This window comes from Aeromonas sp. R3-1 (assembly GCF_040908345.1).
Lineage (GTDB): Bacteria > Pseudomonadota > Gammaproteobacteria > Enterobacterales > Aeromonadaceae > Aeromonas > Aeromonas veronii.
This window is the reverse complement of record NZ_JBFODN010000215.1, coordinates 1-19,865: the sequence shown is the minus strand read 5'-3', so window position 1 is coordinate 19,865 and position 19,865 is coordinate 1. Positions and strand designations below refer to the sequence as shown.

General features: G+C 59.1%; 22 protein-coding genes. 13 read left to right on the top strand and 9 right to left on the bottom strand.

Annotation, left to right across the window (positions count from 1 at the left end):
* Positions 1 to 130 precede the first annotated feature (130 nt).
* Positions 131 to 856, top strand: coding sequence for a dipeptidase PepE (gene pepE / locus AB5Y85_RS14030; protein WP_257687669.1), 726 nt, complete (start codon positions 131 to 133; stop codon positions 854 to 856).
* A 95-nt stretch (positions 857 to 951) separates the two neighbouring features.
* Here pepE and AB5Y85_RS14025 read toward each other — a convergent pair whose 3' ends face one another.
* The 3 genes from AB5Y85_RS14025 to dnaB all read right to left on the bottom strand — a co-directional run bounded on the left by AB5Y85_RS14025 (position 952) and on the right by dnaB (position 4,030).
* Complete coding sequence (locus AB5Y85_RS14025) at positions 952 to 1,371, bottom strand: secondary thiamine-phosphate synthase enzyme YjbQ (RefSeq protein WP_005335267.1); 420 nt, start codon at positions 1,369 to 1,371, stop codon at positions 952 to 954.
* Positions 1,371 to 2,444, bottom strand: a complete 1,074-nt coding sequence (alr, locus tag AB5Y85_RS14020; RefSeq protein ID WP_257687668.1) for an alanine racemase — start codon at positions 2,442 to 2,444, stop codon at positions 1,371 to 1,373. The genes AB5Y85_RS14025 and alr overlap by 1 nt, the downstream gene beginning before the upstream one ends.
* 191 nt (positions 2,445 to 2,635) lie before the next feature.
* Positions 2,636 to 4,030, bottom strand: a complete 1,395-nt coding sequence (gene dnaB / locus AB5Y85_RS14015; protein ID WP_041235109.1) for a replicative DNA helicase — start codon at positions 4,028 to 4,030, stop codon at positions 2,636 to 2,638.
* A gap of 363 nt (positions 4,031 to 4,393) precedes the next feature.
* Here dnaB and AB5Y85_RS14010 point away from each other — a divergent pair, with 363 nt between their 5' ends.
* Complete coding sequence (locus tag AB5Y85_RS14010) at positions 4,394 to 5,254, top strand: Tim44 domain-containing protein (protein ID WP_058058221.1); 861 nt, start codon at positions 4,394 to 4,396, stop codon at positions 5,252 to 5,254.
* A gap of 196 nt (positions 5,255 to 5,450) precedes the next feature.
* Here AB5Y85_RS14010 and ushA read toward each other — a convergent pair whose 3' ends face one another.
* Positions 5,451 to 7,175 (bottom strand): bifunctional UDP-sugar hydrolase/5'-nucleotidase UshA, encoded by a 1,725-nt coding sequence (gene ushA / locus AB5Y85_RS14005; RefSeq protein WP_101531061.1) that lies wholly within the window; start codon positions 7,173 to 7,175, stop codon positions 5,451 to 5,453.
* Positions 7,176 to 7,434: 259 nt separating this feature from the next.
* Between ushA and AB5Y85_RS14000 the strand changes: the two genes are divergently transcribed.
* The 3 genes from AB5Y85_RS14000 (at position 7,435) to AB5Y85_RS13990 (ending at position 9,241) form a co-directional block, all read left to right on the top strand.
* Positions 7,435 to 7,779, top strand: coding sequence for a DUF2956 domain-containing protein (locus AB5Y85_RS14000; protein WP_103250396.1), 345 nt, complete (start codon positions 7,435 to 7,437; stop codon positions 7,777 to 7,779).
* Positions 7,780 to 7,922: 143 nt separating this feature from the next.
* Positions 7,923 to 8,258 (top strand): hypothetical protein, encoded by a 336-nt coding sequence (locus AB5Y85_RS13995; protein WP_005335280.1) that lies wholly within the window; start codon positions 7,923 to 7,925, stop codon positions 8,256 to 8,258.
* A 113-nt stretch (positions 8,259 to 8,371) separates the two neighbouring features.
* Positions 8,372 to 9,241, top strand: a complete 870-nt coding sequence (locus tag AB5Y85_RS13990) for a hypothetical protein (RefSeq protein WP_047437081.1) — start codon at positions 8,372 to 8,374, stop codon at positions 9,239 to 9,241.
* A 54-nt stretch (positions 9,242 to 9,295) separates the two neighbouring features.
* On the opposite strand, the gene AB5Y85_RS13985 is transcribed toward AB5Y85_RS13990, so the two are convergent.
* Both AB5Y85_RS13985 and fkpA read right to left on the bottom strand, forming a co-directional pair.
* Positions 9,296 to 10,702: a sigma-54 dependent transcriptional regulator gene (locus tag AB5Y85_RS13985; protein ID WP_005335282.1), complete on the bottom strand. Its 1,407-nt coding sequence runs from the start codon at positions 10,700 to 10,702 to the stop codon at positions 9,296 to 9,298.
* 151 nt (positions 10,703 to 10,853) lie between these two features.
* Positions 10,854 to 11,657, bottom strand: coding sequence for an FKBP-type peptidyl-prolyl cis-trans isomerase (fkpA, locus tag AB5Y85_RS13980; RefSeq protein ID WP_005335283.1), 804 nt, complete (start codon positions 11,655 to 11,657; stop codon positions 10,854 to 10,856).
* Between the two features lie 118 nt (positions 11,658 to 11,775).
* On the opposite strand from fkpA, the gene AB5Y85_RS13975 reads away from it, so the two are divergent.
* Together AB5Y85_RS13975 and AB5Y85_RS13970 are read left to right on the top strand one after the other, a co-directional pair.
* Positions 11,776 to 12,744 carry a hypothetical protein gene (locus AB5Y85_RS13975; RefSeq protein ID WP_257687667.1) on the top strand — a complete coding sequence of 323 codons (969 nt, stop codon included), beginning with the start codon at positions 11,776 to 11,778 and terminating at the stop codon, positions 12,742 to 12,744.
* A gap of 14 nt (positions 12,745 to 12,758) precedes the next feature.
* Entirely contained in the window at positions 12,759 to 12,974 is a 216-nt protein-coding gene (locus AB5Y85_RS13970) for a SlyX family protein (protein WP_005335285.1), read from the top strand.
* A 100-nt stretch (positions 12,975 to 13,074) separates the two neighbouring features.
* Here the strand turns inward: AB5Y85_RS13970 and slyD are convergent, their stop codons facing one another.
* Entirely contained in the window at positions 13,075 to 13,746 is a 672-nt protein-coding gene (gene slyD, locus AB5Y85_RS13965; RefSeq protein WP_257687666.1) for a peptidylprolyl isomerase, read from the bottom strand.
* A 143-nt stretch (positions 13,747 to 13,889) separates the two neighbouring features.
* Positions 13,890 to 14,093 carry a YheV family putative zinc ribbon protein gene (locus AB5Y85_RS13960; protein ID WP_005335287.1) on the bottom strand — a complete coding sequence of 68 codons (204 nt, stop codon included), beginning with the start codon at positions 14,091 to 14,093 and terminating at the stop codon, positions 13,890 to 13,892.
* A gap of 39 nt (positions 14,094 to 14,132) precedes the next feature.
* Here AB5Y85_RS13960 and AB5Y85_RS13955 point away from each other — a divergent pair, with 39 nt between their 5' ends.
* The 3 genes from AB5Y85_RS13955 (at position 14,133) to AB5Y85_RS13945 (ending at position 16,897) form a co-directional block, all read left to right on the top strand.
* Entirely contained in the window at positions 14,133 to 14,792 is a 660-nt protein-coding gene (locus AB5Y85_RS13955; protein ID WP_257687665.1) for a hypothetical protein, read from the top strand.
* Positions 14,793 to 14,944: 152 nt separating this feature from the next.
* The gene (locus AB5Y85_RS13950) at positions 14,945 to 15,844 is read left to right on the top strand and encodes a chemotaxis protein (protein WP_101531064.1); all 900 of its coding nucleotides are present in this window, start codon (positions 14,945 to 14,947) and stop codon (positions 15,842 to 15,844) included.
* 66 nt (positions 15,845 to 15,910) lie between these two features.
* The gene (locus AB5Y85_RS13945) at positions 15,911 to 16,897 is read left to right on the top strand and encodes a hydrolase (protein ID WP_201932278.1); all 987 of its coding nucleotides are present in this window, start codon (positions 15,911 to 15,913) and stop codon (positions 16,895 to 16,897) included.
* Here the strand turns inward: AB5Y85_RS13945 and AB5Y85_RS13940 are convergent.
* Positions 16,876 to 18,027, bottom strand: a complete 1,152-nt coding sequence (locus AB5Y85_RS13940) for a GGDEF domain-containing protein (RefSeq protein ID WP_257687664.1) — start codon at positions 18,025 to 18,027, stop codon at positions 16,876 to 16,878. The two genes, AB5Y85_RS13945 and AB5Y85_RS13940, sit on opposite strands and share 22 nt — an antisense overlap.
* Before the next feature lie 97 nt (positions 18,028 to 18,124).
* Between AB5Y85_RS13940 and AB5Y85_RS13935 the strand changes: the two genes are divergently transcribed.
* The 3 genes from AB5Y85_RS13935 to AB5Y85_RS13925 are packed head-to-tail and all read left to right on the top strand — an operon-like array spanning position 18,125 to position 19,821.
* The gene (locus AB5Y85_RS13935; protein ID WP_005335298.1) at positions 18,125 to 18,349 is read left to right on the top strand and encodes a YheU family protein; all 225 of its coding nucleotides are present in this window, start codon (positions 18,125 to 18,127) and stop codon (positions 18,347 to 18,349) included.
* A 52-nt stretch (positions 18,350 to 18,401) separates the two neighbouring features.
* Positions 18,402 to 19,271: a phosphoribulokinase gene (locus tag AB5Y85_RS13930; protein WP_005335299.1), complete on the top strand. Its 870-nt coding sequence runs from the start codon at positions 18,402 to 18,404 to the stop codon at positions 19,269 to 19,271.
* Between the two features lie 16 nt (positions 19,272 to 19,287).
* On the top strand, positions 19,288 to 19,821 hold the full coding sequence (locus AB5Y85_RS13925) for a DUF4136 domain-containing protein (protein WP_106842885.1): 534 nt from the start codon (positions 19,288 to 19,290) through the stop codon (positions 19,819 to 19,821).
* Positions 19,822 to 19,865 lie beyond the last annotated feature (44 nt).

Here is a 19,865-nt window from a genome sequence, read left to right as displayed (position 1 = left end):
CAGTTGAATGGGCCTCGCGATCACAGAACCACCTCGCCAATGGTGGTAGCATGCCCGCTCTTGCCATCCGGCCGCACGGCGGATCCGGTGTCCCTCCCTCCTCCGCTTTCACTTTTTGAGGAACGATTTGATGGAACTGCTTCTGCTAAGCAATGGTAAAGCCAACGAATGTCCGGGTCTGCTCGGCTGGGCCCGCGATCGGGTTCAAAGCCTGCTCGCGCGCAAACAGGTCAAGCGCATCCTGCTCATCCCCTACGCGGTGATCCGCAGCGACTGGGATGCCCGCGCCAACGAACTTACCGAGAGCCTCGGGATCAAGACCATCAGCATTCATCACTTCGATGATCCGGTCGCGGCCGTCAATCAGGCCGACGCCATCTTTATCAGTGGCGGCAACACTTGGCGCCTCAACCAGATGCTGCATGAAAACGGCCTGATCGTGCCGATCCAGCGTGCCGTGCGCGAACGGGGCGTCCCCTATGTGGGCTGGAGCGCCGGTTGCAACGTGGCGACCCCGAGCATCCGCACCACCAACGACATGCCGGTCTGCAACGCCGCCGTGCTGCCCGCGCTGGGCCTGTTCCCGCTGCAGATCAACCCGCACTATCTGGATGCCAGCATCAGCGGCCACATGGGCGAGACCCGCGATGAGCGTCTGGCAGAGTTCTGCGCCATCAACCCGAGTGAATATGTGGTGGCTCTGCGCGAAGCGAGCCTGCTGCAGATCAGCGGCGATACCGTTGAGTACTGGAGCACCCGCGAGCAGGACTTCAAGATCTTCAAACAAGGTCAGGAGCCGCAAGCCTTTATGGACGCCGCCCCGCTGGCCGAGTTGACCCCCTTCAAGGTCGGCTGAGTCACGCAGAGCGCTTCACTACTGGCAAACAAAAGAGGGATGGCTCGGCGCCATCCCTCTTTTTTATCTTCATCTTTCAGCTAGTTGTAGTCTGATTACTCACCCTGCAGGGTCACCAGCACCTTGCGGGCGCCACCATCGACGCGATGTTCGCCAAGCCAGATCCCCTGCCAGGTGCCAAGTGCCAGCTGACCGTCACGGATCGGCAGTAGCAGGCTCACCCCGAGCAGGGAGGATTTAATGTGGGCAGGCATGTCATCTGCCCCCTCATAGGTGTGGCGATAGTAGGGGGCATCTTCCGGCGCCAGCCGGTGCAGATGGGCCTCCATATCGCTGCGCACGCTGGGGTCGCAATTCTCATTGAGAGTGAGCGAGGCGGAGGTGTGTTGCAGCAGCAGGTGGGCCATGCCGACCCGATAATCCGCCAGCATCGGCAGCTTGGCCACCAGCTCGTCCGTCACCAGATGAAAGCCCCGCGAACGGGGCTTCAACGTCAGCAGGCACTGCTGCCACATCAGACGTATTCCATAAAGACACGGGAGGTGAGCTTGGTGATGAGCTCGTAGGGGATGGTGCCAATCTCGTCGGCCACCCGCTCCACCGGCAACCCCTCACCCCACAGCACCGCCTCGTCGCCGGCCTTGTCGGTTGCGCCGGGCCCAAGATCTACCGTGCTCATATCCATGGAGACACGCCCCACCAGCGGCACGATGCGGCCGTTGATCAGCACCGAAGTGCCATTGGGCGCCATGCGCGGATAACCGTCACCGTAGCCGATGGCGATCACCCCGAGCCGGGTATCGCGCTCTGACACCCAGTTGGCGCCATAGCCCACCGGCTCGCCCGCCTTGTGATCCCGCACCGCAATCAGCTGGGTCTTCAAGGTCATCACTGGCTGCAGGCCATAATCGGCCGCTACCGTGTTGGGGAAGGGCGACACGCCATAGAGGATGACACCGGGGCGAACCCAGTCGCAGTGGGAGTCTGGCCAGGCCAGAATGCCCGCCGAGTTGGCCATGGCCCGCTCGCCCGCCAGCGGTGCGGTCAACTTGCTGAACAAGTCGATCTGCTCGCGGGTAGTAGGCCGCTCCAGCTCATCGGAACGGCTGAAGTGGGTCATGATGTTGAACGGCTGCACCACGTTCTTGCACTTGCCGAGTCGTTCGATAAAGGCGGGCATCTCGTCGGCACGCACCCCGAGGCGGTGCATGCCGGTGTCGAGCTTGAGCCAGGCCACCACGGGCGCTGGCAGCTCAACCTGCTCCAGCGCTTCGAGCTGCTCCCAGGTGTGAACCGCCGTCTGCAGATTGTTGGCCGCCAGCACCGGCAGGTCATCGGCGGAGAAGAAGCCCTCCAGCAGGACGATGGGTTTGACCACGGCGCAGGAGCGCAACATCAGCGCCTCTTCGATACGGGCCACCGCATAGGCATCAGCATCCACCAGGGTGCGGGCGACCGGCAGCAGTCCGTGGCCATAGGCGTTGGCCTTGACCACAGCGATGATCTTGCAAGCGGGAGCGTGGCGCTTGACCACGGCGAGGTTGTGGCGCAAGGCCGCAGTGTTGATTTGGGCAGTAGCCGCTTTCATGGTTTTCCCTTACGAGGGCACAAATGGTCTCCCCCTCATCGGGCAGAAGACCGCCACTCACTTATCGTCGTCGAAGGCCGGACCGGCATAATTGTCGAACCGGGAAAACAGGCCCTGAACGGCAGCCAATGACTGGCTATCGATCAGGGCAGTCGTGGTAATGGCGAAACCGCCATCACCTTGGGTTTACATCAATAGTCGTCATCAAACGCCGGACCGGCATAGTTGTCGAACCGGGAGAACTGACCCTGGAAGGTGAGGCGCACTCTTCCGATAGGGCCGTTACGCTGCTTGCCGATAATGATCTCGGCAATCCCCTTGTCCGGGCTGTCATCGTGATAAACCTCATCACGATAGATAAACATGATCAAATCCGCATCCTGCTCGATGGAGCCCGATTCACGAAGATCCGAGTTGACCGGGCGCTTGTCGGCCCGCTGTTCCAGACTTCGGTTCAGCTGGGAGAGCGCCACCACAGGGCACTGCAGCTCTTTCGCCAATGCCTTGAGGGAGCGGGAGATCTCGCCGATCTCCAGGGTACGGTTGTCAGAGAGCGCCGGGACCCGCATCAGCTGCAGGTAGTCCACCATGATCATCGAGAGGCCACCGTGCTCGCGCGCCACCCGACGGGCACGGGAGCGCACATCGGTCGGGGTGAGGCCGGAGGCGTCATCGATATACATCTTGCCCTTCTCCAGCAGCAATCCCATGGTGGAGGAGAGGCGTGCCCAATCCTCGTCGTCGAGCTGACCGGTACGCACCTTGGTCTGGTCGATACGACCGACCGAGGCGAGCATACGCATGATGATCTGCTCAGAGGGCATCTCCAGCGAGAAGATAAGCACCGGCTTGTCGGCCGTGAGGGCCGCATGCTCACAGAGGTTCATGGCAAAGGTGGTCTTGCCCATTGAGGGACGGGCCGCCACGATGATCAAGTCCGAGCGCTGCAAACCGGCGGTCATCTTGTCCAGATCGTTGTAACCGCTCGATACCCCGGTCACCCCGTTGTGGGGGGTCTTGAACAGCTCTTCAATCTTGTCGACGGTCTGCTCGAGGATGAGCTTCAGGGGCTGGGGCCCCTCGTTGGCGCTGGTGCGCTGCTCGGCAATCTTGAATACCTTGCTCTCGGCAAGATCCAGCAGATCGCCGGAGGTACGGCCCTGTGGCTCGTAACCCGCTTCGACTATCTCGTTAGCGACCGAGATCATCTCCCGTACGACCGCCCGCTCGCGCACGATTTCGGCGTAGGCGTTGATGTTGGCGGCACTCGGGGTGTTCTTGGCGATCTCCACCAGATAGGCAAAGCCGCCCGCCTCTTCCAGCTGTTCGGAGCGCTCCAGCTCCTCCTGCAGGGTGATGAGGTCGATGGGGTTGCCCACGTTGGAGAGGCGGGTCATAGCCTGGAAGATCAACCGGTGCGGACGGCTGTAGAAATCCTGATCGATCACCCGTTCGGCAACCCGATCCCAGGCATCGTTATCCAGCATCAGGCCGCCCAGTACGGACTGTTCGGCCTCAAAAGAGTGGGGAGGAACTTTCAGCTGTTGTGTCTTGGCGTCTTTTTTCGCCGTCACTTGCTCTGCCATACACATAAAAACCGCAGCGGGAAGGGGACGGGAATTTTACAAAAGAAAGCCAACTACGGCGAGCCCTATCTGGCGGCTCATACCATCATAAAGGGCCAAACCAGAGTCTGCTCTACCTTGACCATTTTTATTTTGCTTAGCATTTTGCGCTCCTTGCGACTCAATCTTCTGCTTTTCATCCGGTTTACTCCTCTTGTTTGACGCCGCATCGCGGCAACCTCGTTCATGAATAATTCATGCCAGAGGTGATATTGATGAATACAAGCTGCGACACAATTAGGGACAGGCAGCCTGCCATGCGCCTTGCTGAGCTTGCCAAAGCAGAGCATGCCCCACCCACAGACGAGAGTGAAAAGAGTCAAAATGAAAAAGATGCTGACCCTGTTTGCCGTGATCCTGGCCATTGGCCTGGGGGCACCTCACGCCGAAGCCAAGAAATTTGGCGGCGGCAAATCCTTTGGTAAAAGTTACAAAACTGCGCCGGCCCAGCCTGCGGCCAAACCGGTCGACAACAAGAATCCGACACTGAATGCCCAGACTCCGCCGAAAAAGAGCGGCATGATGGGTGGCCTGCTGGGCGGCCTGCTGGCTGGCGGCCTGTTTGCCTACCTGCTGGGCAGCGGTGCCTTTGAAGGTCTGCAAGGAATGGACTTCCTGCTGATCGCCCTGCTGGCGCTGGGGGCAGTCTTCCTGATCCGTACCCTGCGCAAGGGCAAGGTCGCGACGCCACAGCCACAACAGGCGGCCTATGCGGGCTATCAGCCACCGCAATCCGCGGCCACGCAGCAGTTTGAGCAGAGCAACAGCGCACCGCAAGCCACCGGCTTTGCCGACAGCGACGTGCCGTTCCGCCTGCCGCCAGGCTTTGACATGAACAGCTTCCTGGCCGGTGCCCGTGATCACTATCGCACCCTGCAAGAGGCATGGAACAAGAACGATCTGGAAAAGGTGCGCGAGTACGTCAGCCCCGAGCTGTTTGAGCAGCTCAAAGCCGAGCGCGCCGAACTGACTGGCGACCAGCATACGGAAGTAATGTATGTGGATACCCAGCTGGTACGCGCCGACTACGGCAGCGACTGGGCTCAGGTGAGCGTACGCTTCAGCGGCCGCTACATGGACCGTCAGGAGCAGGTCGAAGAAGACATCAAAGAGGTGTGGCACCTCGAGCGCGATCTGGCCAAGAACAATGCCCCCTGGCATATCGTCGGTATCGAGCAGCTGTAAGGTTTAGATTGTCACTACGCAAGAGGCGGCCCATGGGCCGCCTCTTTTCATTTCATCCCCTCACCTGGCCTCCTACAGGCGATGGCTATCGTCATTGATGATTGAAGAGTTGTAACCGCTACTCAAACAACGACAAAGGGCAGCCACCGGCTGCCCTTTCGGATCACATCTGGGGGCTATGCGCCCCGCTGACGAATCAGTTGCAGCCTTCGGTAGAGGCTGAGTTCAGATAGCTCACCTCATTGCCTGGCTGATAATCGGCCACGTTGATGGTCTTCTTGATCTCGATGTACTCCTTCAGCACGGCTGCATCCACCAAACCGGCGTTGATGGTATCGATCTTCGGATAGCCGTCACCACCGGAGGCGCTGAAGCTCGGGATCGCGAAGCTGTAAGTGGCTGCCGGATCAAACGCCTTGCCACCGATGCTGGTGATATTGACGCTCTTGGCCTGGCAATCCACCGCCATGTTGATACCGCCAAACTGGGCATAACCACCGGTATTGCGGGTCTTGCTTGCCACCTGGCCCAGATAGGTCGCCAGCTCGCTTCCCTTCATGACAGCCTTGTTGACCGTGTTGCCAAACGGGTGCACCAGCAGCACGCTGCGGTAGGTGATATCACCGGCCGGGATGCTGTCGCGCACACCGCCTGAGTTGACGATACCAAAGTCGACACCCAGCTTGCTGCTGGTCGCCGTGGTGATGAGGCGACCCAAGTTGGTCTGCTTGTTGCGAACCGAGTTGCGATCACCAACCAGCAAGCCATCTGCCGAGCCAATGACGACATTCAGCTCTTGCTGACCTTTCTCCTGATAACCCAGCAGGGTGTTATACAGCTCGGGATCCTTGGTGATCTCGTCCTGTACGAACTGCATCTTGGTCGGGTCCTTGGTCACGGCGCCGTTGGCATCGATCGCCTCGCCCTTGGCGTTGCGCTTGATCAGGTTGACCGGGATCAGGTCATAGCTGGTCAAGGTCAATTTGCCATTCTGGTACTCAAACTGGGCACGGCCCACATACTTGCCCCACTCGTGAGCCTGCATGATCCAGGTGCCGTTTTGCTGATCCGGCTGGCAGTTATCACCCGGTTTGAAATTGGCGTACTTGTTGGTGGTACCCAGTTCCATACAGACCGGATTCTGGGAGTGGCCACCAATGATGGCATCCAGAGTCCCTGCCGGCAGTGCACGAGCCATCTCTACATCGCCCGGCGCATTGCTGCCGTGCTGACCATTCTCGTAATGGCCCATGTGAGTGATGGCGAAGACCAGATTGGCCTCCTTGTTGCTGCGGATCTGCTGGCCCAGTTTGGCCGCCTCGCTGGTCGGATCGCGGAACTCCAGGGTCTGCACGTTGTTGGGATCCACCAGCTGGGCGGTATCCTCGGTGGTCAGGCCCAGTACGGCGACCTTGAGACCGCTCTCCAACTTGAACACCTTGTAGGGGTCAAAGTAGTGTTTGCCACTGGCCTTGTCGTAGATGTTGGCCGAGAGCATGGGGAACTGGGCCCACTTGCGCTGCTTCTCCAGCACGCTGAGGGGGTTGTCGAATTCATGGTTGCCCACTGCCATGGCATCGTAGCGAATGTTGTTCATCGCCATGAAGTCAGGCTCGGCGTCCTGCAGATCGGACTCCGGCACGCCGGTATTCACATCACCACCGGAAAGAACCAGCACGTCACTGCCAGCAGCCTTGGCATCGGCACGCAGCTGCTCGACCAGAGTCTTCTGGGCAGCCATACCGTACTCATTTTCAGCGTTGTGCCAGAAACGGCCGTGGGTATCGTTGGTGTGCAGGATGGTCAGTTTGCAGACATTTTCGGTGCAGGGTGCAACGCTGTCGTTTTTGGAGATATTGCAACCCGTCAGTGCCGCCAGCACGGCCAGGGTCACGCTGCCTTTGATAACGTTATTATTCATTTCCATATCACCTTGATTGTTTTGTTATTTAGTGACCCTATCCAGCAGGTCGGGCCCAAATATAACAAACAACGAAGAAGAAATTTTCATCAGCGACTCACAAATGTTGTTAATTGTGATCGATGGCCAAACTTACCCTTTGCTACTGATTTTTAAATGCTTTTATTGAGGTGTTTCTCATTTGTAGCCATGCCTAGCCAAGCCCCACGAAACACGGTTTTGTGGCATACTCCCTCCCCCATGCCCGAGGAGTGTGTTGATGGCCAAGTACGACAAGATTTCCCCCGAGACTCAGCAGGAGGCGATGAAAATTGCCCGTGCCAACCAGAAGCCGGGGCAGAGCAAGGAACAGACCCAGCTTATCGCGCAAGGGATCCAGAAAGGCATCGACGAGTACAAGAAGCAGATGAAGGCGCGGGCCCGTGAAGCGAGCCGCCAGAAAAAATTGCAGGCCAAAGCCAGGCAGCCACAGGGCGCGCCACAAACCGAAGAGCAAGACGATCAGCTGGAGCTGGTTGAAGTAAGCCATCAGCATCCCCTGCCCTGGATCTTGCTGGTGCTGAGCTGGCTGGGATTTGCAGCAGCCTGGTTCTGGTTGCACTAAGACGCGCTAGCAAACCTTTATCCGGGATCCTCTTCACAGCCCGGGCCCGGGCTGCTGGTGATTACCTGCGAAGAGTGATTAAATTCCGCGCCTCTTGCACCGGACAACCGGTTTTTTGACGATCAGTTTTCAGGAAAGATGTTATGAACCCCGCTCCGCTCTATCTGCTGGCCCCTTTTGTTCTGTTTCTTGTGACCATGCTGCTCTATCGCATTTCGCCGCTGCGGGCGGTCGCCGCCGGCGGGGTACGCTGGTTTATCCTCCCCGCCTTCACCCTGTTTATTTTGCTGATCATCATCAATGGAGCCGCCGATCCCACCCTGCGCGATCCGGCATTCCACTGGTTGATGCCGGGCCTTGGCTTTGCCCTGAGCCTGTTTCCGGCCCTGCCCAAGGCGCTGGTGCCAAGGCTCGCCATCAAGGAGGGGGCCTTTGCCGCCCTCGGTCTGATGCTGATGAGCCTGGCCATGGTCTACTGAGCAACTGGCCACAGCCGTTAACATGACTCAAGAGGCGCTCTGTGACGGGCGCCCCTTGTACAAACAATGGCCTGCAGGCATCTTGGTGACAGGATAACCAGCAAGGAGGCCAAATGGACAATCCGCCCGATTTCATGGCGCTGTGGGATTATCAGGATCCCGCCGCCAGCGCCCTGCGTTTTCACACCCTTCTTCCCGAAGCGCGCACCGCCGCCGACCTGCAACTCGAACTGGAGTTGCTGACCCAAATTGCCCGCACCCACTCGCTGCAGCGCCAGTTTGCCGAAGCCCATCAGCTGCTCGACGAGATAGCGCCTCGCCTCACCGACACAACCCCCAGAGCCCGGATCCGGGCTCTGCTGGAACGAGGCCGCACCTTTAACTCGGCGGGCGACAAAGCCAGCGCCAAACCGCTGTTTGAACAAGCCTGGCAGTGGGGACTCAAGGAGAAGGAGACCTATCTTGCCATCGACGCCGCTCACATGATCGCCATCGCCGCACCGCTGGAAGAGCAGAGCCGCTGGCATCAACTGGCGATGGAGCTGGCGGAACGCAGCAGTGACGAGAAGGTGCGTGGCTGGCTGGCCCCCCTTTACAACAATCAGGGCTGGACCCTGTTCGAACTGGGCCGCTTTGATGAGGCGAAAATCCAGCAGCAGAAGTGTCTGGCCTGGCATCTGCAACATAACCAGCCGGCCAAGGCGTTTATCGCTCGCTGGAGTCTGGCTCGCCTGACCCGGGCCCAGGGTCAGCACCAGCAGGCGCTGGCAGAGCTGCACCAGCTCAAGGCCGATATGGCCGAGGCTGGCGAACCTGAGGATGGTTATCTGTTCGAGGAGCTGGGGGAGAATGCCTTGGTACTCGACGATCCGCTGGCCGCGGAATACTTCTCCCGCGCCTGGTTTCTGCTGTCACAGGACCGCTGGTTCAGCGCCAACGAGGGGGAGCGACTGGCCCGCCTCAAGCGCCTCGCCAAACTCTGATCCCCCAAATAGCAAGGGCGGCACGCTAGCCGCCCTTTCTGCGGGCAAGATGGTTCAGGCCCGATTGGACTCCTCCCACCCCTGCTTTTTACGGTAAATGGTAGAGGGGCTGATCTCGAGCAGGGCCGCCGCTTTGGGAATATTGCCATCACAGCTGGCGATGGCCTGTTCGATCACCTCTTTCTCCACCAGCCAGAGCGGACGAATTGGCCCGTTGGCCACCCCGGTGGTGGCCGGAGCCGATGTCACCGCTGCCGCAATAGCCGCCGGCAGCTGGGGACGAACTCCATTGAGTGGTGGCGGCAGAATATCCGGGCTCACCAACTCCTTGTCGTTGAGTACCACGATATTGCGCACCACGTTCTGCAGCTCGCGTACGTTGCCAGGCCAAGGGTAGTCGAGCAGCACTCGCGCCGCCTCGACATCGAAATCCTTGAAGCGTTTGTTCTCCTCCTTGGCGTAGCTCTGCAACAGGGTACGCGCCAGCAGCAGGATATCCTCACCCCGCTCCCGCAGCGGCGGCAGGGTGAGGGGAATGACGTGGAGCCGATAGTAGAGATCCTCGCGAAAACGGCCCGCTTTCACCTCCACCAGCGGATCCCGGTTGGTGGCGCAGATAAAGCGCACATCCACCGTCTCGAGCTTGCCGCTGCCGACTCGCTGCACTGTGCCGGTCTGGATAAAGCGCAGCAGCTTGCTCTGCAGGTCGAGATCCATCTCGCAGATCTCGTCGAGAAACAGGGTGCCACCATCGGCCAGACTGGCCGCCCCCTTGCGATCCCCCTGCGCACCGGTAAAAGAGCCCTTCACATGACCGAAGATCTCGCTCTCCATCAAATCATGGGGGATGGCGGCGCAGTTGAGGGCAATAAAGGGCTGCTCGCTGCGGGGACTGCACTGGTGAATAGCTTCGGCACACACCTCTTTGCCGGTGCCGCTCTCGCCAGTGATAAAGACGGTCGCCTTGCTGGGCGCCGCGCTCTCGATGATGCGATAGACCGCCTGCATCGACATGGAGGCACCGATAAAACCGAAAAACGAGCTGCGTTCGAAATTCTCCCGATAGTGGGCAACCAGCGAGCTCAACTGCTGGTGTTTCAAGGCATTGCGAACGGTGGCGCAGAGCCGCTTACTGTCAAACGGCTTGGTCAGAAAATCGAAGGCACCGAGGCGCATCGCCTCCACCGCCACATCCACCGAACCGTGGGCGGTGATCACTACCACAGAGCAAGGCAACTGCTGTTCGGTGATCATCTGCAGAATATCCATACCGGACATATCCGGCAGCTCCAGATCCAGCAGCACCACGGGGGGAGGACTTGCCAGCAACTGCGCCAACGCCTGCTGACCACAGTCGGCCAGCACCACCTCATACCCCTCCTGGCGCAGGTACTGTTCATAGACCACCGCCAGACTACGGGTATCTTCCACCAGCAGGACACGCGATTTATTTTCAGCCACTGGACTCATCCTTGTATTTGATTCTGCGATCTATTTTGCCTTATTTTCGCGCGCAAACCCAACGCCAAGACAGCTCTGTTATCCCGCGATTGCAGGGAATACACAAGTAAAAACGGCTCCTTAAGGAGCCGTTTTTAACTACAAGAAGGGATTACTTCTTGGCGTCGTCAGCAGTCGGCTTCTCGATAGCCAGCAGCTCAACGTCAAACACCAGCACGGCGTTCGCCGGGATGGAGCCTGCACCGTGCTCGCCATAGGCCAGCTTGGACGGCAGGAAGAACTTGAACTTGGATCCAACCGGCATCAGCTGCACGCCTTCAGTCCAACCCGGGATAACCTGGTTGAGCGGGAAGGTAGCCGGCTCGCCGCGATCGACGGAGCTGTCGAACTTGGTGCCATCGGTCAGGGTACCGGTGTAGTGAACCTTGACGATATCGGTAGATTTCGGCTTGGCGCCAGTGCCCATCTTCTCGACCACGTACTGCAGGCCGGATTCAGTGCTCTTAACACCCTCTTTCTTGGCGTTGGCAGCCAGGAACTCCTCACCCTTCTTCAGATTCTCAACGGCGTCTTTCTCGGCCTTGGCCTTGGTCAGCTCGTTGATCTTGGCGTCGTAATCCTGCAGTACCTTCTGGATCTCTTCATCAGTCATCTTGGCTTCTTTGCCCAGACCGTCAGTCACCCCTTTCAGGATCACGGCGTTGTCCAGTTTGATGCCCAGTTCCTGCTGACGCTCCAGGGTATTGGCGATGTAACGACCCATGGAGAGGCCAATTGCGTAGCCAGATTGCTCTTCAAAGCTCTTGGCTTCGGCCTTGGTCGCCTCTGCCGGCTTGCTGGCTTCTGCCTTCACTTCGGCGGTATTGGCCGCAGCAGGCTTCTCGTCTTTTTGGCAAGCAGTCAGACCGACGGCAACGGCCGCCGCCAACAGGGACACCTTCAGAAATTTGTTCATCAGTTTCTCCAAACTCCAAATACCGCTCTCGGTTCCATCGTGAAATGAGAGGTTTATCGTGATAAGCGCCTTATACTAACGCCGTGATCGCAGGTAACAAAAGCGTGAGACCGCAAAAATGATAAAAAGTGCCATTTATCTGGTGAGCCTCTGTTTAATGCTCACCGGTTGCGAGCAAAGCTCCCAACCCAACCAGCAAATGACCCTCGCCAGCACGGGTCTGCTGACCGCAGATCTCTCCAGTGATGGCAAGCAGGCCATCGTCTCCAGCATCAGCCAGGGCATCATCGTCTGGGATCTGGAACAGAACCGTCAACGCTGGCGCTGGAAGCAATCCGACTCTGCGGAAGATCTGGTATTCATTACCCGCTTTTCCGAAGGCAACAGCCATGCCGTCACCGCCACCCCAGACACCTTTGCAACCTGGCGGCTGAGCGACGGGCAATCACAAGGCTACTACTCACTTCCTGAATCCAGGCTGAGGGACATCGCGCTCTCTGCCGACGGTCGTTATGTGCTGATCGGGCGGGAAGATGGCAAGGCCGAGTGGCTCGACACCCGAAGCGGCCGTCGCCTGCAGTTTCTGGGGCACACCGAACAGGTCAATACGGTGGATCTCTCCGCCAACGGTCGCTACGCCCTGACCGGTGGCAACGACTACAGCGCTTATCTGTGGGATACCCGTAGCGGGCAGGTGATCTGGCGCTTCAACCATGGTGGCCGGGTGATCATGGCCAGACTGGAGCCGAGCGGCCGCTACGCCTTCACCGCCGACAGCAGCCGGGCCAGCATCTGGGATCTGAAAACCGGCAAACAGGTGAGTCAGCTGCAATATGATCACCGCTTCGAGGTCTACACCAGCGCCCGCTTTGCCAACGATGGCAAGTGGCTCATCACCGGCGCCCCTTCCCGTCAGCTCTCCCTGTGGCAAGTGAGCGATGGTGCCCTGCTGCAGAGCTGGCGCGTCTCGCCGCAACCCAAGGTGAAACCGCCCAGCGCAGTGGTCTACGGCGTCGCTTTGCGCGACAATAGCCACCTTGTCAGTGCCAGCTCCAGTGGTCTGGCCGAAATCTGGACAATCAAGTAAGGACCCGAAGGCCCATGAGTCAGCAACTTAACGATCGCATCGAAACCCTGGAAACCCGTCTCGCCTATGCGGAATACACCATAGAGCAGCTCAACGACGAGGTGACCACCCAGGGCCGTGAACTCGATCGACTCAAATACCAGATCCAGCTGCTGATCGACAAACTACAAAGCGTACAGCCCAGCCAGATTGCCAGCATGGCCGAAGAGACCCCGCCGCCGCACTACTGATCCGGCGCCATCTCTGGTCAGGCGACATGGTTCGGCATCACTGTCAGCCAATAAAAAACCCGCGAGTATCGCGGGTTTTTTATCATCGGCGTGGCCGTGATCAGTGGTGATGGCCCTTGCCACCACAACCGCCGCCACCGCAGCAGCCGCCGTGACCATGGTCATCACCGTGGTCGTGGCCATGATCGTGACCGTGGCCAGCACCACCGCAGCAACCGCCCTGGCCGTGATCCTCATCGTGGTCGTGACCATGACCGCCACAGCAGCCGCCGTGATCGTGGTCATGACCGTGATCGTGACCGCAACCACCGACACCGTGAACGTGGCCGTGAGCCAGCTCTTCGGCAGTGGCAGCACGCACATCCTTGATCTCGACCTTGAAGCCCAGAGTCACGCCAGCCAGCGGATGGTTGCCATCTACCTTGACGAACTCTTCGGACACTTCAACCACGGTCACCGGACGGTGGCCATCGTCGGTTTCAGCGACAAAAGTATCCCCTTCGGAGACTTCCATGCCGTCGAACAGCTCGCCCGGTACTTCTTGTACCAGTGTCTCGTCATATTCGCCGTAGGCCTGGCTCGGTGCCAGAGTCACTTCGAAGGCTTCACCTACCGCGCGACCTTCCAGCTCGGCTTCCAGGCCTGAGACCAGGTAACGGGTGCCGTGCAGATAGACCAGCGGCTCTTTGCCGACTGTGCTGTCGATGACTTCACCGTGCTCGTCGGTGACTGTGTATTCCAGCGTAACCACGCTCAGAGGAGCTACTTTCATGTCAGGATCCTGCGGATAGAAAAAAACGGGCTCAGAATACCCTAAAAAGCGGGCCGCGCATATGCCGTGCGGCGCCACGGAGTGACGAAAAAAACGGCAACAGCGTCAGCGAGAAGACCCGCATTCCACCCGCCGTTCCCTTATCAGGGGCGAAACACCCCGATCACCTCTTCCGCCTCTCGAGTCTGCTTGTCGACCTCGGCAGGCGTTTGTACCTGGGTATCGCCACAGGCGACGCAGGTCACCTTCTCGACTCCATGCTCCAGATACAGCATCATGTTGTCCAACTTGCCGCACGCCGGGCAGACTGCACCGGCAATGAAGCGTTTTTTACGTCTGGTTTCCATATTTGTTACCTCCAGGCAGCATCATATCAGGGTTTTTACATGCATCACGCCATCGAGTATCACCATTTTTCCTGCCAGGGCCTGCACGCCGGCAACCGCAAACGAACTCCTGTCGGGCAGCTGTTGCGGATCACCCGGGGCGCCGCGCTGCTGAGACTGGGCCAACATGAGCTGTTGCTGCTGGCAGGCAGCAGCTTCTGGCTCTGCGCCGATGCCCTCGCGGCCTTCAGCCCCCTCAGCGGTTGCGAGTACGATCAGCTGAGTGTCTCTTTGCGCGTGGCTCAGCCGCAGCAGGCTGGCTGGCTGCAGACCACCGCGCTGCTCGATGCCCTGCTCGACTCGCTGGCCCGATGGCAACGTCCAAAAGAGTGGCAAGGGGCCTACGGTCAGCGACTGCAGGTGATCCTGGATGAGCTGCAACAGTGTGCCATCAACCAGCAGGGTCACGGTGAGCTGCAAGCCTGCTGGCAAGCGCTGGCCAATGGCCAACCGGAGTCTCTGCAACTGTGGGCACAACAAGCCGATGCGCCGGTGGAAGGGAGTGAATTGCAACAACAGTGGCAGCTACTGCAGGCGCTCAGATTGCTCAAGGGCGGTAGCAAGCCCGCGCAGGTGGCCAGCAAGCTGGGTTATGCCGATGAGGCCGCGTTGCAAGCGGCCTGCCAGCAATGGGGCGTTGGCGAGGATGGCGATCAATAACCGGACGCCGATGGAATACGCCAACGAAATTGGCTGAATGAGTCCAGTTTTTTGCCAGATGGTCGTTAACAAGGAAGGGCCATTCCCCCCGTAATCCTTTATGCTAGAGGCCTGAAGTGACTGCCAACGTTTCGACCAACAGGACATCTGCCATGACGAGCAAAGCCAATCAATCCCAGGGCATGTTGCTGTTTCACCTTTCAGCCAAACAATCCTTTGCCATCGGTACCCTCAAGGTGAAGGAGATAGTGCCCTACACCCAGCTGACGGCAATGCCGCACTCGCACCCGACCGTGTTGGGGGCTGCCAATATGCGCGGCTCCACCATTCCGGTAATCGACATGGCGATGGCGGTGGGCTATCGCCCCATCAGCAAGGAGGAGATGCCCCACTGCTTCATCATCATTACCGACTGCCGCCGCACTCTGGTGGGTTTTCTGGTACGCGGTATCGACAAGATCACCGAGTGCAACTGGCGCGATATTGAACCGCCCCCCGCCTCCCTCGGGCACAATGTGTTCGTAACCGGTGTGACCCGAGTCAATGACCAGCTGATCCAGCTGCTGGATGTGGAGCTGATCCTCTCCCGGGTCTATCCGGATGATCCGAGCCACCTCTATCCGGTACTGACCGATGTGCAGCGGGAACGGATCAAGCCGATGCGGATCCTGCTGGTCGATGACTCTTCGGTCGCTCGCCGTCAGCTGATGGCCGCGCTGGACTACATCAATATCCCCTATGAGGTCTGCACCAATGGCAAGGATGCACTGACCCTGATGCAGACGCGGGCGAGCCAGAAGACCCCGATCGACATTCTGGTGAGCGATATCGAGATGCCGGGGCTCGATGGCTACGAGCTGGCCTTCGAGGTGCAGAGCGATAGCAAACTGGCGGGGGCCTACATCATCCTGCACACTTCGCTCTCCAGCGAGATCAGTGTGGAGCGGGCCCATCAGGTGGGAGCCCATGAGGCGCTGACCAAGTTCGAAGCCAATGAGCTGATCCAGGCCATGCTGCGCGGCGCCGAACATCACGATCGCCTGCTGAAATAAGCCAATGACTGGCGGGAGGAACACGCCTCCCGTCCTCCTTATCTTCGACCCAGACCGACTGACCCCATGCTGACCGAGAGCCACTTCCACGCCCCCTGGTGGGCACGCAATCCTCATCTGCAGACCATATTGCCCAAATGGCTGCGCCGCACCCCTGCCCGATTTGTGGCGGAGCGGTTTGAACTGCAGGATGGGGACTTTGTCGACCTCGCCTGGAGCGGGGAAGTCAGCCTTGATGAACGGCCGCTGATAGTGGTGTTTCACGGGCTGGAGGGGAGCATTCACTCCCACTACGCCAAGGGATTGTTCGCCCACCTGCAGCAAGAGGGCAGAGAGGCCGTGCTGATGCACTTTCGCGGTTGCAGTGGCGAGCCCAATCGCCACCTGCAGGCCTATCACTCCGGCGCCATCGGTGATGCGCAGGAGCTGATTGCCGAGCTGAGCCAGCGCTTCCCGGGCAAACCGCTGATCGCCATCGGCTTTTCACTGGGTGGCAATATGCTGGTCAATCTGCTGGCGCGGGGCTGTCCTGCGGCATTGAAAGCGGCGGTGGTGGTCTCGGCCCCGCTGCAACTGGCGAGCTGCGCCGAGCGGGTCAATCAGGGCTTCTCGAAGGTCTATCAAAACTATCTGCTTCGCACCATGCGCCGCAACCTGCTCAACAAGATCAGCCAGCAGCAGAAAGCGAGTGAACGCTGGCAACCTCGACAAGTGGAGCAGATTGCCACCCTGCGCGATTTTGACGAGCTGGTTACCGCGCCGCTGCACGGCTTTCACAGTGCCAGCCACTACTACCAGAGCTGCTCGGGGCTACCGCTGCTGGCTCAAATCCCCATCCCTACCCTTATCCTGCACGCCGCCGACGATCCCTTTATGTCACGCGCGGTCATTCCCCGGCCAGAGCAACTCTCGCCCACGGTGCGCTATGAGTTGAGCCAGCGTGGCGGCCATGTCGGCTTTCTGCACGGCACGCCCTGGCGGCCACGGTTTTGGCTGGATGAACGGATCAGTCGCTGGATTGCCGAACAGAGTCACTCCGCAACACAGAACTGATTGCGTCCCGACTCCTTGGCCCGATAGAGCGCCTGATCGGCCCGCTCCAGCAACTGGCTCGCCCCTTCGCCGGAGACATTGCTGGCAATCCCCTGACTCACCGTCACCCAGGGGGCAACATCGGACGCCAGATGCTCCAGCTGCAGGCTGGCCAAGCCATCTTGCAGCCGCTGCGCCACGCTGGCCGCCGCCTGACGGTCGGTATTGGGCAGCAGCAGCACAAACTCCTCCCCGCCATAGCGGGCCACCAGATCAGATGGTGTGCGTACCGCACGGTTGAGCGCTTTTGCCACCTCCTTGAGACACATATCCCCCACCTGATGGCCATAGTGGTCGTTGAAGCGCTTGAAATAGTCCACATCGATCAGGATAAGCGATAGCGGAGCGCCGCTCTCTTGGCTATGGGCCAACGCGCGCTCCAACTTGATATTGAAATGCCGCCGGTTGGCGACACCGGTCAGAGAATCTTGCTTGGCGAGCTGATCAAGTTGGCGCAGCAGCGTCAGATTTTCATGCTCCCGCATGATCGCCAACTCAAACCAGCGGTGCAGCATGCGGCGGCCAACCTCCAGCGCAATCACGCCAAACAACACGCCAAGCAGGTAGATCTGGGGAAAATCGACGCGTAAAAAGAGCTCCAACCCTACACCCACCGTCATCGGGCCCAAGAGATAGCCATACAACACCCTGCGATCGGGATAAAACGCGATGAGCGCGGCCAGCAGGTTGAGCCGCATGATCCCGTTGGCATAGCTGACCCCTCCCCGCAGCTCCACCTGACCAATCGTGTAGATGTGCAGCGTCCAGAGTCCGCCCCATAGCACCATCACCAGCGCAGCCATCCGTAACCAGAGGCGATCCTGCATATGGTCACAAAAGAGGCTGACAACAGGTAGCAGCAATAGCACCACCATGACCAGGGCCAGCTCACTCTGAAAGCGCCAGGGCAAGCTGTCATCACTGGCTAGCCCGACCTGGCTGTAAACCTCGTAGCGTATCGAAAGAAACAACACCACCAGCCAGTTCAACAACCAGAACCACACCATGCCTCGGGCAATCGCCTCTCGACGTGCACTGTCCAGATGCTCAGTCAGGGTTAACGGCGCGCTGCGCTGCGCTTCAGACAACATCTCTCAGACTCCGGTGAAAAGGTAAAAAGTGATTGCATTCGCGGGATTCAACACAACAATAGCCTGACGATCACCTCTTTTGCTGTGAGACCTTTAAATGATCATTCCCTGGCAAGAACTGGACGGCGACACCCTGACCAACCTGATCGAACACTTTGTGTTGCAGGAGGGAACAGAATATGGAGAACAGGATGTACCGCTTGGCGTCAAAGTCGATGCAGTGAGAGAACAATTACAGCAAGGCAAAGCTGTCATCGTCTATAGCGAGCTGCACGAATCGGTGAATATCGTGATGAAAGACCGCTTCATCGAGCAGTCTTGACCCAACCGCAATCCGGACCTTATAACGGAATTCCCAAGGAAGAGAGAATCCCATGTCGGCCAAGCACCCCATTATTGCCGTTACCGGTTCGTCCGGTGCCGGCACCTCCACCTCCACCAACGCCTTTCGCTCCATGTTCCATCAACTGGGATATACCGCGGCTGTGGTGGAAGGTGACAGTTTTCACCGCTACACCCGACCGGAAATGGATGTAGCGATCCGCAAGGCGCGCGAACAGGGGCGCCATATCAGCTATTTTGGCCCTGAGGCTAATGACTTCGGGCTGCTGGAGAGCTTTTTCCAGGGCTATGGGCAGGATGGCAATGGCCAGTATCGCCGCTACCTGCACAGCTTTGACGAGGCAGTGCCCTTCAACCAGATGCCCGGCACCTTTACCCCCTGGCAGCATCTGCCCAGCAATACCGATCTGCTGTTTTATGAAGGGCTGCACGGCGGTGTGGTCACCGAGGATCACAATGTGGCGCGCCACGTGGATTTTCTGATAGGCGTGGTACCCATCGTCAACCTGGAGTGGATCCAGAAGCTGATCCGCGATACCTCGGAGCGAGGGCATTCCCGCGAGGCGGTGACCGACTCCATCGTTCGCTCCATGGATGACTACATCAACTTCATCACCCCGCAGTTCTCGCGCACCCATATCAACTTCCAGCGAGTACCGACGGTGGATACCTCCAACCCCTTCAGCGCCAAGGTGATCCCGAGTCTGGACGAGAGTATGCTGGTGATCCGGTTTCGCGGTATCAAGCAGGTGGATTTCCCCTACCTGCTGTCGATGATCGACGGCTCATTCATGTCGCGGATGAACACCATAGTGGTGCCGGGTGGCAAGATGGGCTTTGCGATGGAGCTGATCCTGCGCCCGCTCATCCAGCAATTGATCGAAACCGGCAAAATAACCTGATTCAAAGGAGTTTACGATGCGGCTTGCTTATCTCTCTCTGGCACTGCTCGCCCTGCTTGGCGGTTGCAGCAGCGGGCCGGCGGCCCCCACGCTGGAGTCCGGCACCATGCTGGTTCGCCCGATGGGCAACTGGACCTATGGTGCAACCCCGCGCTACGCCCTGGCCGAGCAGTATCAATTTGCCGGTGAGTTGGCGGAAGGGTGGCTGGAGCCGATGCAGCAGGCGGTAAGCCGGGAGCTCAATGGCAAGGGATGGCAAAGCGCACCGCTCGACGAGGCGGATCTGTGGGTCGCCATCGGCGTCGCGGGCGGCAAGGATATGAGTGACGGCGAGATTTTCGCCCGTCTTGGCATGACGCCCGGGGTATATGCCTCGGCCAACCAGCGCAAAGGGTCGCTGGCCATCGTGCTGCTCGATCGCAAAACCCAGAAAGCGGTCTGGAGTAGCATCATCCAGCTGACCAGCGACGTGAGCATTGCAGACAGCCAACGTCAGGCGCTTAGCCAACAGCTCGCGGCCGAGCTGCTCAATCGCGTCCCCACCAACTAACGCTTGTTTAGTGATAATGGATGGATAGAAAAACGGCTTGCCTC